Here is a 13,702-nt window from a genome sequence, read left to right on the forward strand (position 1 = left end):
CTCGTTCTCCTTTATGTGATTTGGTATGACTTAACGCTGGCTAAGCCAAGCATTGGGTATCGCTGCCCCCAACGCCATGGCTAAGGCACCGCTTTAACTTTGACATAACGGCCTGGTGCAGGCTCGATTTCTGGGTAGGCGGCATGGCCAAGCTGTTTTGGCGCCGCCATTTTTTCACCTGCTTTAGTACTGAGCCATTGAATCCAATCGGGCCACCAGCTTCCTGTATGCTGTTTTGCATTTTCTTGCCATCGGTTAGCTAAGCCAGGAAATACCGTAGGGGTATCTGGAGTGTAAGCCCAATAATAACGACGATTTTGAGCAGGTGGATTAATTACACCCGCTATATGCCCTGAGGCCCCCAGCACAAAACGCTCTACAGAAGGTAATAATTGCGTACTGGCATAAGCAGTACGCCAAGGCACAATATGATCGTCTTCAGAGGCAAAGATATACACTGGCACATCTAAACGACTTAGATCAATCGGGTATCCGTCTACTTGCACTTTGCCATGCAAACGTAAATTGTTTTCTAAATACGTATTGCGGAAGTACCAAGTGAAAAAAGGCCCTGGTAAATTTGTGCTATCGGCATTCCAAAACAAAATATCAAAAGGAGGAGGCGTTTTGCCCTGCAGGTAATTGCTAGCCACGTAATTCCACACTAACTCGGAGGGTCGTAAAAAGGAAAATGTGGTGGCTAAATCGCTGCCAAGCATTAAGCGCGTTGCCGCAAGTTGGTACTCGCGTAACAAGGCCAATGTTTCATCAACAAATACGCTTAAGACCCCCACATCATGGAAGTCCAACATGGCGGTTAATAGGGTCAAGCTTGCAGCGGGGGCCTCGCCTTTTGCCTGAGCTAAGCTTAGGGCTGATGCTAGCATTGTGCCCCCTACACAAAACCCTAACGTATTGAGCTGTTTTTGATTGCTGACCTGTTGGGCGACCTGCAATGCCGTCAAAATACCATGCTGTAGGTAGTCGCCCCAACTCGCATCTAAAATGCCATCGGTATCGTTTTGAAGTGGGTTGCGCCAAGAAATTAAAAATACTTGCATTCCCTGCTGAAGTGCATAGCGCACAAAGGAATTTTCAGGCTGTAAATCAAGTATGTAATATTTATTTATATTGGGCGGAACAATGAATAAAGGCGTGCTATAGACGTTTTCAGTTTGTGGTGTGTATTGAATTAATTGTAATAATTCGTTTTCGTAGATCACAGCACCGGGAGTGACAGCGATATTTTCGCCTAATGCAAATTTTGTTTCATCGGTCTGCAGCATGCGCCCCTTTTGCAGGTCGCGCAAAAAATGCTGAGCGCCTTGGAGCAAGCTTTGACCTTGAGTTTGCACCGCCTCGTTTAAGGCTTCCGGATTAGAAAAAAGGTAATTGGCTGGATTAATGGCCTCGGCCCATTGCATTAATGCAAAAGCTAATCGCTCTTGAGCCTGAGGGTGCAGGTCAAACGCGTGCACCATTCGGTTTAATGTTTCGGTATATAAATGCCATAAATGGGCATTAATTAGAGCCGTCTGGTTTTCCTGCCAAGCCTGATGTTTAAAACGACGATGCGGTACAGGCCCTAATGCCCCCTGTTGCGCTTGCCGATGAAGCGCATGCCAACTTTCTAAAAAGTCGGCCTGAATCTCTTTTAAAACAGTTTGATTAATAAAAGAGAAACTTGGCCATTCATTTGTTGTATTACTTTGCATGCGGCACCTAATCAGATTAAATAAATCAAAAAGCTGTACCTTTATTATTACTTAATGTAATCATTTTTCAGCTAGAGTGCCAGTAGCAAGCAATTATCTTATTATCCTAACCATGCAATTGTCGCTATTCTACCTGTAAGATTGTGACGTCTATATGAATAATAGTTTTCTGTTTCTGCATAGGTACAGGCATGACTTACATGTACCTGCATTGTAGAATCACACTGGTTTAATAAATAGCGGGCGATACGCGGAAGATCAGCCCAGTAACGTTGGCTAGCCTGATCATAAATAAAATAAGCCGCTAAATCCGTATTCACGTGCAAAAAAGTCTCGTAGACCTCTGCGCCTACCTCAAAATGGGCTTGGCTAATTGCTGGACCAATCCAGGCACGCCACTGGGCTGATGAGTCACATTGACTTTGCAACTGTGTAAACAAGCGTTGTAGCACCCCGCCTGCTAGCCCGCGCCATCCGGCATGAGCTACACCAATGACTTGTGCGCGGTGATCGGTAATCACAACGGGCAAACAATCCGCAGTCAAAATAGCCAAGACCGTGTTTTTTTGATCAGTCCACATTGCATCGGCACGGGGTGCATCGTGCCACGCCGCCTCATGCGCGCCAGCGCCAGTGGCATAGTACAAATCCGTACCATGTACCTGCTGCACCCAATGGGGGGTATTGGGTAGATGAGATCTAAGCAAAGCCCGATTCTGTGCCACATGAATCGGGTTATCCCCACAGTGCTGACCTAAATTTAAACCACGCCATGGTCCCTGGCTATATCCCCCAGCTATCTGAGTCGTGAAATAGTGCACACCGGGCCACGTTGGGCCAGTTAAGGTTGCGAGGGATTTTTCCATTCAATTTGCTCGTAGACAGCTTGGAAATCTGCAGGAGCCTCGGCATCAACACGCACAGGCGATTCCGTAGCGGGGTCAATAAACTGTAAAGCCCGTGCATGGAGCATTTGTCGCGCTGCTCCCGCTAATGGTTTGCCCCCATAAATCTCATCGCCCAATAAAGGATGATTTTGGCTGCTTAAATGCACTCGAATTTGATGAGTACGCCCTGTTTCTAAACGGCATTGCACATAACTCACAGCAATGCCCCTATCAAAGAGGCCCTGATTTAAGACCTCATAATGGGTTTTAGCATGACGCGGGGCAATAGCGTTTTGTGTGGCCATGCGCACAGGAACGCGTGCATCGCGCCCTACGGCTAAATCTATGGTGCCTGAGCCATATAAAAAGCCGTGGCATAGAGCAATGTATTCACGCAGTACAGAGCGTTCTTGTAATTGACGCACCAGATGCGTTTGGGCTTGTTCGGTGAGCGCCACCACCATTAAGCCAGAGGTGTCTTTATCTAACCGATGTACGATACCGGCTCGTGCGACATGGGTCAGTTGGGGAAAATGATGCAGCAACCCATTTAATAATGTGCCCGTCCAGTTGCCTGCCCCAGGGTGCGTAACTAGCCCTGCAGGCTTGTTAATCACTACCCAATGCGGGGACTGAGCCACAATATGTAAGGGAATGTCTTCAGCCTCGTACGCTAGCTCTTCGGGTCGAGCCTGAGGGTGAACTAACAAAACATCGCCTGGCATCACCATATGTCGGGTACGTACTGACTGCCCATTTACCAAAACATGGCCAGATTCAATCCACGCTTGGATACGGCTACGGGAATGCTCGGGCAGCAATTGCGCAACTGTTTTATCTAAACGCTCAGGCAAGGCGCTTAGGGGAACTCTAAACTCGAGTTCCGGTGAGTTTTCTGTATTATGTGGGGCTGAATTCATGATAAAACCTTAAGGATGAGGTTAAATTTTGACATAGCTTAGGGCGCACTGTACAGAATGACTAGCCTAGATTACCAATAGGCATTTAAAATGCGCTATTCTTAGTGCTATTGTTTTATTCAATTAGACTTAACCGTTTGCAAACCGCAAAGGATGTTCTTGTGACGCGCTTATTTTCCACTTTGACTCAACTTCCTGCTACTCGACGTCTAGTACGTACTTTCTCTATTGCATGTGCTTGCCTAGTTTTAGCAGCATGTGGCTCAGTCAAAACCACTGTAGACCCCACTTCTGGCTGGACCGCCGAGCGCCTCTATCAAGACGCTCGTCAGGAAATAAGTGCTCGAAACTGGTCTGCTGCCCGTACACGACTTGAGTCCATCGAAGCGCGCTATCCTTTTGGTGTGTATGCCCAACAATCCCTCATCGACCAAGCCTACATTAACTGGAAAGACGAAGAACCAGAAAAGGCCTTAGCTGCTATCGATCGTTTCCAAAAGCAATACCCGAATCATCCTGGTAGCGATTACATGCTGTATTTGAAAGGGTTAATTTCATTTACCCCCCCTAGTGCTGCACTCATGCGTTTTACGCGCCAAGATCCTAGCGAGCGCGACCCAAAAGGGTTAACTGAGTCCTATCAAGCCTTCACCCAGCTCATCGAACAATACCCAGAAAGCCGCTATGCCAATGACGCTCGCCTACGTGCCAGCTGGTTAGTCAACACCATTGCTGAAAACGAGGTACACGTTGCCGAATACTATTACTCACGCAACGCCTACGTAGCGGCTATTAACCGCGCCCAACGGGTTATTACTGATTTCGAAGGCGTACCCGTCGCCGAGCGCGCGCTCTACATTATGTATTTGTCTTACGATAAACTGGGTAAAACAGATTTACGCGATGACACCAAGCGCGTCTTAGATCAAAACTTTCCCAATTCCACTTATTATAAAAATGGCCTAAAAGACAAGAAAAACATGTGGAACCCAATTAACTGGTTCTAGGTGTTGGTCTATAAAAAAAGCTCACCATAAGGTGAGCTTTTTTATTGCCTTAAGGGTTGAGCTTGCTAAGCCTTGTCATGCTTTTTATTTTGATAAAACTGTAATGCCTGCTGAGCATTGCGTGTACGCGTAAACGGAGGCAGCCCACGCCACAGCACTTTGCCATAGGGCTTTTCCACCAACCGGGCATCGCCCATAACAAGCACACCCCAATCTTTTTCTGTACGAATAAGCCGCCCTGCCCCCTGCTTTAATGCAATAGCTGCCTCGGGTAGCTGATACTCAATGAACGGATTGCCGCCCCGGTCTCTGCAGGCTTTAATCCGTGCCTCAAGCACAGGGTCATCAGGTGGCGCAAAAGGGAGCTTATCAATGGCGACTACGGTTAAAGCATCACCTGGCACATCAATTCCCTCCCAGAAGCTTGCACTTCCCACCAAAATGGCATTGGCTTTAGAGCGAAAATCATGCAATAGCACTTGGCGTGAACGTTCACCCTGACGCATCACTAAACGTTTTAGCCCCAAGCGTTTGACTTGCTCTTCGATTAGGTCAGCCATTACGTCTACACCGCGTAGGGTGGTACTAAGCACTAACACGCCCCCCTGAGCCTTTTCAATAAATGGAACCAACTGCTCGATGAACTTAGGGTAAAACTCGGCGCTTGAGCTAACTGGCAACTGTTGTGGCACATACAGCAAAGCTTGCTCTGGGTAATTGAATGGAGAAGGCCAAACCTCTACCCGCGCCTCCCAGAGCCCTAACTGGTGCACAAAATGATTAAAATTTCCGTGCACAGATAGGGTAGCTGAGGTGAAAATCCAGCTTTGATCTTCGCCTTTATAGCGTGAGAAAATTTGTGCCACCGATAAGGGAGCGCGATGCAAGCGTAAGTATGTAGCACCGTGCTCTACCCAGCGTACCGACTCTTGTTCTAGCTGCTGGATAGTGGCGGAATCCGCCCCAGGCAAGGTCGCATTTTTGCCGTTACGGTCTGGCTGAGTCCACACAAACAACTGAGCGCGCAATTGCAATGCCGTTTTATAAGCAGCGGCTAAATCGGGATGGTGCTCTTTGAGTAAATCCAAAAGCTTAATGAGCTTGTCTAGCCGATCTAAGAGGGCTTCTAGCGATTCATCAAACGCTGCTGCATTGGGTAAATCATGAAAGGTGCTTTTCTGCCCCGACAACTGTTGAATCGGCGCGGCTTGGAGTCGTAAATCGTGTACGCATTGGCGTAATGTGCCTGCGACTGCGCTCCAGTCGGCCGTGCCTTTAGCATGAGCTAGGCCAGCTGCCTCGACCAAATGCGCTAAATCGTTCACCTGATGCATAGAAACCGTCGTGCCTAGGAAACGTGTGGCCACATCAGGTAATTGATGTGCTTCATCAAATACCACCACGTCTACCTCTGGTAACAGGTCGGTGATGCCTTCTTCGCGCAAAGCCAGATCTGCCATAAATAGCGCATGGTTAACCACGACAATATCGGCTTCCTGCGCTTTGCGCCGGGCTTTGAGCACAAAACATTCATTGATATAGGGGCAGTCTTGACCTAAGCAGCTTTCGCGCGTTGAGGTGACCCGATGCCAAATAGGGGCGTCTTCGGGTATTTCGGCTAAGTCACTTTTATCGCCTGTTTTACTGCGCTCGATGAATTGCTGAATAATACGGATCTGTTCGACTTCTTGTTTGGAACTAAAACCACGCTCGTCGTTTTCGTATTTCTCGAAATAATAATGGCATGCGTAATTGCCGCGCCCTTTTAGTAAGGCCACGTTTAACGACATCGAGAGGGCTTTGCGCAAGTGAGGTAGATCGCGCTTAAAGAGCTGATCTTGTAAGGTGCGCGTGCCAGTTGAAACCAAGGCTTTACGACCACTTAAAAACAAAGGGACCAAATAGGCCCATGTTTTACCTGTACCCGTGCCGGCCTCGGCAACCAACACCGAGGGGGTTTCCACTGCTTCTTGGATAGAACGCGCTAGCTCTAGTTGCTGCTGTCGTAAAAAGTAGTGGGAAACGGATGCGGCTAATGGACCGTCGTTGGCAAAGACCTGGTCAAGTTCCTGCAAAAGCATGGTGAGGAGAGAAAGTGATTAAGGATAAAGAATCGATAAAAGGCTTATCGTGGCTTTGGAATCATACTACACTGCTACACTTATGTTGCATAGGAAGCGCCTGTTTCTTTCTCGCTTTATTTTCAAAATACCATGACAAATACCTCTACCATCGACTCTGCCCGTTTACTTCACCAACTTGCTGAAGAACTTGCTATTCGCCCAGCCCAAGCCTCTGCCGCGGTTGATTTACTTGACGATGGCGCCACGGTGCCTTTTATTGCGCGTTACCGCAAAGAAGCCACAGGCGGTTTGGATGATGCTGTATTACGTGATCTAGAGGTTCGTTTGCTGTATTTGCGCGACTTAGAAAGTCGACGTCTTGCCATTTTAGAAAGCATTGAGTCACAAGAAAAACTCACCCCCGAGCTAAAAACAGAGATTCTTGAAGCCAATACTAAACAGCGTCTTGAAGACTTATACGCCCCGTATAAACCCAAGCGCCGTACACGTGCTCAAATTGCTCTTGAAGCAGGCTTAGATGCCCTAGTCAGTGCTATTTTGGCTGATCCGCAATGCGATCCTTTGTCTTTGGCTGAGCAGTATGTGAACGCGGAAGCAGGCTTTGATGAGCCAAAAAAGGCATTAGATGGCGCACGCGAAATTTTAGCGCAACGCTTTGCCGAAGATGCCCATGTGCTAGAGAACTTGCGTAGCTACCTCTGGCAGCACGGCTTGCTTTATGCTTCAGTCATGGAAGGCAAAGAGCAAGAAGGCGATAAGTTCAGAGACTGGTTTGAGTTTTCTGAGCGACTTCAAACCCTGCCCTCGCACCGTGTGCTGGCTTTATTACGTGGACGACAACAGGGTATTTTGAATTTACGTTTAGGTTTAAGCGAGGAAATGGAGGCTTTACAGCCGCACCCGTGTATCGAGCGGTTAATAAAACTGGTGAATATCCCTGCTGACTTTAGCGTAGAGGCTAGCCCACAACGCAAGTGGTTGGCCGAGGTCAGTCGCATTGCGTGGCGCGTCAAACTGCTGACGGCCTTTGAAACTGAACTGATTGGCCGGTTACGCGAGGAAGCAGAAACCGAAGCCACCCGTGTTTTTGCTGCGAATTTACGCGATTTACTCCTCAGTGCCCCAGCAGGCAACAAGCGGGTTTTAGGCTTAGACCCGGGTATTCGCACAGGGGTAAAAGTCGCGGCTATTGATGAAACAGGAAAAGTGATTGCTACGGATACGGTTTACCCTTTTGGTGGCCGAAAAGATGTTCAGGGTACACAACGTACGCTAGCGCAGTTAATCCGTCAGCATCACCTTGAACTTATTGCGATCGGCAACGGCACTGCCTCACGTGAAACCGAACAGCTTGTTAAAGAGCTATTAACTTCGCAGTCTGATTTATCTCAGGTCCAACACATTGTGGTATCCGAAGCCGGCGCATCGGTCTACTCTGCTTCCGAGCTCGCTAGTCAAGAGTTCCCCGATCTGGATGTTAGCCTGCGCGGTGCCGTCTCTATTGCACGTCGTCTTCAAGACCCCCTAGCTGAACTCGTTAAAATCGACCCTAAAGCGATTGGGGTGGGTCAATACCAACATGATGTGAACCAGCGAGAGCTTGAACGATCGCTTGACGCGGTCGTTGAGGACTGTGTAAACGCGGTGGGGGTAGATGTGAACACGGCCTCTTCTGCGTTATTAGCCCGTGTTTCAGGCCTCAACAAAACACTAGCAGAAAATATTGTGGAATGGCGGGACGAGTTTGGTGCTTTTCCTGACCGCCAGACCTTATTAAAAGTAAAACGGTTTGGTCCTAAAACCTTTGAGCAGGCTGCCGGTTTTCTACGCATCTTAAACGGCACCAACCCCCTAGATGCTTCAGCTGTACACCCAGAGGCCTACCCAGTGGCTCAACAAATTTTGCAAAAAGCTGCAGCCTCTGCTGCAGAGGTAATTGGTAAGACCAATGCGTTAAAAGGGTTATCACCCAATGACTTTATCAACGAACAGTTTGGTTTACCGACCGTGCAAGATATTTTTATTGAATTAGAGCGGCCTGGCCGTGACCCGCGGCCCGAGTTCAAAACCGTGCAATTTTTGGAAGGGGTAACGGAAATCAAAGACTTACGTGTAGGCATGGTGCTCGAAGGCGTCGTCAGTAATGTGGCCAACTTTGGTGCTTTTGTAGATATTGGCGTACACCAAGACGGTTTGGTGCATATCTCGGCCTTATCCAATAAGTTTGTATCGGATCCACGTGAGGTCGTGCGTGTGGGGCAAACCGTCCAAGTCAAAGTACTGGAAGTCGATGAGGCTCGTAAACGGATTAGCCTAACCATGCGCTTAGATGAGCCGGCAGCCCCCACAAGAAAAAACGCTAACCCTAACCCCAAAGCATCGCGCCCTGCGCGCTCTGAACGCACTGAACGCAAAGCACCCGATGCCGATAACAATGCCATGGCAGCCGCTTTTGCCAAGCTAAAACGTTAAGAGTTATTCCCATGCATTTGGCATTACTCGGATGTGGCTTGATGGGTGGCTCATTTGCTTTAGCCGCTTTGCGCTCTGGCCTAGTCACTAAGGTGACGGGTTACTCTGTGCCACAGCATTCGGCAGAGCACTTTTTACAACAAGGCGTCATCCATCAAATGGCCACGAGTGCTGCGGCAGCGGTACAAAAAGCCGATGTGGTGTTGATTGCCACACCAGTGGCCGCCATCCCTGTTGTGCTGCAACAGATTGCCCCGGCTCTACCTCAGCATTGCTTGATTATGGATGTGGGCAGTACTAAACGCAGCGTACAACGCGCTGCTAAAAAGATATTAGGCGCCCATGCCCGGTTTTTTGTACCGACTCACCCTATTGCAGGCAAGGAACAAGCTGGCCATGCCGAGCCCCGGGCTACACTGTATCAGGACAAAACAGTAGTGCTTTGCCCCGATGCAGACACCGACTCACACGCGCTGGCTCTAGCGCATCAGCTTTGGCAACATGCCGGTGCCCGTACGACTGAACTCAGTGCTGCGGCCCATGATAGAGGCTTAGCTGCTGTCAGCCACCTGCCCCATTTGGTGGCATTTGCCTATATGGATGCGTTATTAAACCAACCCGATCACACAGCGCTCTTAGATTTAGGCGGTCCTGGATTTAGGGACTTTTCACGCATCGCAGGCTGTGAAGCCAGTATTTGGCGTGATATTTTAATTGATAATCAAGATGAGGTTCTGCCGCTTTTAAATGCTGTACGCCAGTCCCTAGATCACCTCGAAGCACTTATTACACAATCCCAACCTGATGTGCTGGAGCCGGTTTTGCAACGAGCCAGTCAAGCACGGATTCATTGGAAAAAGGAGAAAAACAATGTTTAAACCTACATTACGACGTACTGTGGTGGCTGTGGCAGCCCTGTGTTTGTCTGGTGCTGCTTTGGCCCAGCAAAACGTAACTCGTATTATTGTGCCTTTTGCAGCAGGCGGCCCGATTGATGTCACCGCGCGCGTCTTAGCTGAAGGGGTTAAAGACGAGCTGGGCACAGTCATTATTGAAAATAAGCCGGGTGCAGGCGGTAATATTGGTTCGGATTACGTTGCTAAAGCTAAACCCGATGGTAAAACCATCGGTATTGCAACGCTAGCTTCACATGCGGTCAATCCTTGGATCTACTCACAAATCCCTTACGATGCCGACAAAGACTTTGCTGCCGTCACCATGATGGTCAATGTGCCTAACGTTCTCGTTATGAATACCTTGCATGCAGAAAAGTTGGGTATCAACTCTGTTGAAGAGCTCATTGCTTATGCCAAAGCGAATCCAAACAAGTTGAACTACGGCTCGGGGGGTAATGGTAGCGGCGGTCACTTGGCAGGTGAGCTATTCAAAAAGCAAGCAGGTATCGACATTATGCATATTCCTTATAATGGCGGTGCTCCTGCACAACTGGCCCTGCTTTCTGCTGAGGTAGATTTTACTTTTGATAACCTTGCCACAGCGGCGCCTAATATTAATGCTGGTAAGCTCAAAGCATTAGCTGTTACAACGGATGAGCGTTCCGACGTGTTACCTGATGTGCCTACAGTCAAAGAAAGCGGCTTAGAAAACTTTTCTGTTTCCACTTGGTGGGGGCTGGTTGCACCCGCTAATACCCCTAAAGAAGAGATCGATAAACTCAATGCGGCGTTTAGCGCTGCTATGAAGTCCGAGCAAGCCCAAGAACGTTTTGCGAATTTACTCGTGACTCCGGCTCCTAACACCCCCGCTGAGTTTGATGAATTCATGCGCGAAGAACGCACCCGCTACAAGCAAATCGTTGAAGACGCCGGCGCACAGGTAGACTAATCCAGTTTCCGCACGTGCTGCTTTGTCATCAAGCCCCTCTACTGAGGGGCTTGTGCCATCAACTGCTTTAAACGATGAACTACCCATTCAATAAACGTATCCATGACATCGGGCAGTTGACGCCCTCGCATGACTTGGACTTGTAATACGCGAGCATGCATTTCCGTATTGCGCATAGGAATCGCCACTAACTCATAGTCGTGCAAAAGCCCTGCTACTGAAGTATAGCTGGCAAATAAAACGGCTTGGCTATGTTTAACATACGCATGTAAGGCCTCAGCATGGTTACTGATCACACTTGGTTCTACCCATTTACCAATCCGGTTGCATGCCAGTTGGTAAAGTTTATGGGTCGATGTGTCTTGGTCTGTTAGGGCTAGCGGGAAGCGTTGGATATCGTCTAACTGTAAACGCTTGCGCTTAGCTAAAGGATGATGCTTGCTCATTACTGCCAATGCCGAAGCACTACACGCATAGCGAACCTCTACCGCGTCGCTGGGGGTAGTACTAAAAGTGATGGCTATGTCGGACTCCCCCGTCGCCACCCGCTCGGTGGCCACTTTCGCACTACTAACAAAAATACTAAATCGCGTCTCTGGATATTGTTGAGTAAAACGCGCCATCACATAGGGCGCTAAATCATGAGCCACCCCTTGGGTACAAGCGACCCGAATTGGTTGCTTGCCCGCGTCGTTAAGCTCGGCGATTGCATGAAATGTGGCTTCGGTTTCTAGATTAACGCGCCGTACGTGTTTTAAGAGCATCTGCCCTGCTGCGGTTAAATGCATGCCTCGTGAGCTACGATCAAATAACGCGGTACCTACGCGTTTTTCTAATTGATTTATTTGACGACTGACAGCAGAAACGGCCACATCCAATGACTCGGCAGCCCCACTTAAGCTGCCTCGTTGAGCCACTTCATAGAAATATTTAAAGGCTAATGATTGCATCTAATTACGCTTGTGATCCTCTAAAACATACGGTTTAGTCTTATCTAAGACTCGGGTTATCCCTAAATACTCTTTCTAATAAAAGCAAAGCTATCTCTCATTCTTGTTATTGTATAGAAAGATTACGCTCTATATACTTGCACACTCAATTTATTAATAATCGTTGATTCTTTGGAGACACTATGAGTCTACGTTTTACTGCGAAGGCTGTATCGATCAGCATAGCGTGCGCTTGGGCCTCAATGGCCTCCGCCCAGACCTTAAAGGTTGGTTTAGCGTCTGAGCCTACTGCTATCGACCCGCACTACCATCAAACTACGCCTAACGAGGCGTTAATTGCTCACATTTTCGAGCCGTTAGTGCGCATGAGTCCTGACATGGAACTGCAACCCGCCTTAGCTGAAACCTGGGAAGCTACCGATGACCACACTTGGACATTCAAACTAGACAAAAATGCCAAGTTTTCAAACGGCGAGCCATTTACTGCCGACGATGTGATTTTTAGTTTCTGTAGAATCCATAACAATGAAACCGGGATTGCTGGAGGCTTTGTCAACACGGCCAACCGCATTAAAGCCATCGAAGCCCCCGATGCCTATACGGTTAAACTGACTACTGAAAACCCGTACCCTGTCCTGCCCAACGAGTTGGCTCGTATTCCGATGATCTGGAACGGCATTGCTGAACACGGCGACCTCAGTTACACCCCTAAAGAAGGCTGTGGCGTAACAGGCCCTTGGCCCGAAGTGAATTCTTTTAACCAAGGCACTGCGGTAATTGGTACTGGCCCCTACACATTGAAATCGTATGTAAAAGGTTCAACCATAGAACTGAGCCGTAACGATAACTACTGGGGCACCAAGCCTGATTGGGAAACTGTTCGCTTAACTTCTGTCCCTAGCGATGGCCCTCGCTTAACGGGCTTGCTAGCGGGTGACTTTGATTTAATTGAAAACCCAGCAGCACGCGATTTAAAACGCATTAGTGACAGCGGCTTTGAATACACCATTAAGCCCTCTGTACGTGTGATGTTCTTCCAACTTGATGCGGGGCGTGAGCAAAGTCCTCTAGTCAAGTCACCTAAAGGTGACAACCCACTCCAGAACGCTAAAGTGCGTCAAGCCATGTCCTTGGCTATCGATCGCAAAGCCATTATTGAACGCATTATGGACGGCGTAGCAACACCGGCGAATCAATACATTCCTGTAGGCATGTTTGGCTCTATTACTGACGCCCCCGATCTGCCCTACGATCCTAAAAAAGCTAAAGAGCTCTTAACTGAAGCCGGCTACCCGGATGGCTTTGAGCTGACCTTATCGGCCACCAATGATCGTTATATTAACGATGCGCAGTTGACCCAAGCCGTTGCTCAATACCTCACACGTATCGGCATCAAAACACAGGTTGATACCATGACGCGTTCTGTGTATTTTCCTAAACGCGCTAAACGTGAGTTCAGTGCATCACTAGGTGGTTGGGGTTCCGAGACCGGTGAAGCTAGCAACTTCTTACAGTACTGGGTTACCACCACCAATAAAGATTTAGGTGTAGGTAGCAGTAACTACGGTGCGTACTCTAATCCTGAGCTCGATAAGTTGTACCTCGAAGCGACCCGCACATTGGATGACACAAAACGCAGCCAATTACTCCAAGAGGCCGTTAAGTTGTCTATCGATGACATGGGGCACATCCCTCTGCACTTTGAGAGTGGGGTATGGGCTTATCGCAAAGGCATCAATTACGTAGGCCGTGCTGACCAACGTACTATTGCTACCAATGCAACGCTGGCTAAATAAAAAATAGATGTTGTAGGCTGACTAAG

Annotated in this window: 10 protein-coding genes; 5 read left to right on the forward strand and 5 right to left on the reverse strand. The window is 48.5% G+C overall.

Features of this window, described 5'->3' with window-relative positions; translation table 11 throughout:
• Positions 1-80: 80 nt before the first annotated feature.
• The 3 genes from GGR41_RS11955 to GGR41_RS11965 form a co-directional block, all read right to left on the reverse strand.
• A complete protein-coding gene (locus GGR41_RS11955; RefSeq protein ID WP_167662100.1) occupies positions 81-1,715 on the reverse strand; it encodes a PHA/PHB synthase family protein in 1,635 nt (544 codons plus the stop codon).
• A gap of 101 nt (positions 1,716-1,816) precedes the next feature.
• Positions 1,817-2,581 carry a peptidoglycan editing factor PgeF gene (pgeF, locus tag GGR41_RS11960; RefSeq protein WP_167662101.1) on the reverse strand — a complete coding sequence of 255 codons (765 nt, stop codon included), beginning with the start codon at positions 2,579-2,581 and terminating at the stop codon, positions 1,817-1,819.
• Positions 2,557-3,522, reverse strand: a complete 966-nt coding sequence (locus tag GGR41_RS11965) for an RluA family pseudouridine synthase (protein WP_167662102.1) — start codon at positions 3,520-3,522, stop codon at positions 2,557-2,559. The genes pgeF and GGR41_RS11965 overlap by 25 nt, the downstream gene beginning before the upstream one ends.
• A 227-nt stretch (positions 3,523-3,749) precedes the next feature.
• On the opposite strand from GGR41_RS11965, the gene GGR41_RS11970 reads away from it, so the two are divergent.
• A complete protein-coding gene (locus tag GGR41_RS11970; RefSeq protein ID WP_167662147.1) occupies positions 3,750-4,529 on the forward strand; it encodes an outer membrane protein assembly factor BamD in 780 nt (259 codons plus the stop codon).
• 65 nt (positions 4,530-4,594) lie between these two features.
• Here the strand turns inward: GGR41_RS11970 and GGR41_RS11975 are convergent, their stop codons facing one another.
• Positions 4,595-6,610 carry a DNA repair helicase YoaA gene (locus GGR41_RS11975; protein WP_167662103.1) on the reverse strand — a complete coding sequence of 672 codons (2,016 nt, stop codon included), beginning with the start codon at positions 6,608-6,610 and terminating at the stop codon, positions 4,595-4,597.
• Between the two features lie 132 nt (positions 6,611-6,742).
• On the opposite strand from GGR41_RS11975, the gene GGR41_RS11980 reads away from it, so the two are divergent.
• From GGR41_RS11980 to GGR41_RS11990, 3 genes are read left to right on the forward strand one after another with little or no spacing between them, the layout of a single operon-like run.
• The gene (locus GGR41_RS11980) at positions 6,743-9,085 is read left to right on the forward strand and encodes a Tex family protein (RefSeq protein WP_167662104.1); all 2,343 of its coding nucleotides are present in this window, start codon (positions 6,743-6,745) and stop codon (positions 9,083-9,085) included.
• Between the two features lie 11 nt (positions 9,086-9,096).
• Complete coding sequence (locus GGR41_RS11985; RefSeq protein ID WP_167662105.1) at positions 9,097-9,963, forward strand: prephenate dehydrogenase; 867 nt, start codon at positions 9,097-9,099, stop codon at positions 9,961-9,963.
• Positions 9,956-10,930: a Bug family tripartite tricarboxylate transporter substrate binding protein gene (locus GGR41_RS11990; protein WP_167662106.1), complete on the forward strand. Its 975-nt coding sequence runs from the start codon at positions 9,956-9,958 to the stop codon at positions 10,928-10,930. The genes GGR41_RS11985 and GGR41_RS11990 overlap by 8 nt, the downstream gene beginning before the upstream one ends.
• Positions 10,931-10,968: 38 nt before the next feature.
• Here the strand turns inward: GGR41_RS11990 and GGR41_RS11995 are convergent, their stop codons facing one another.
• Positions 10,969-11,880, reverse strand: a complete 912-nt coding sequence (locus GGR41_RS11995) for a LysR family transcriptional regulator (RefSeq protein ID WP_167662107.1) — start codon at positions 11,878-11,880, stop codon at positions 10,969-10,971.
• 182 nt (positions 11,881-12,062) lie between these two features.
• Between GGR41_RS11995 and GGR41_RS12000 the strand changes: the two genes are divergently transcribed.
• Positions 12,063-13,676: an ABC transporter substrate-binding protein gene (locus tag GGR41_RS12000; protein ID WP_167662108.1), complete on the forward strand. Its 1,614-nt coding sequence runs from the start codon at positions 12,063-12,065 to the stop codon at positions 13,674-13,676.
• Positions 13,677-13,702 lie beyond the last annotated feature (26 nt).

This window comes from Paenalcaligenes hominis, from assembly GCF_011927625.1.
GTDB lineage: Bacteria > Pseudomonadota > Gammaproteobacteria > Burkholderiales > Burkholderiaceae_B > Paenalcaligenes > Paenalcaligenes hominis.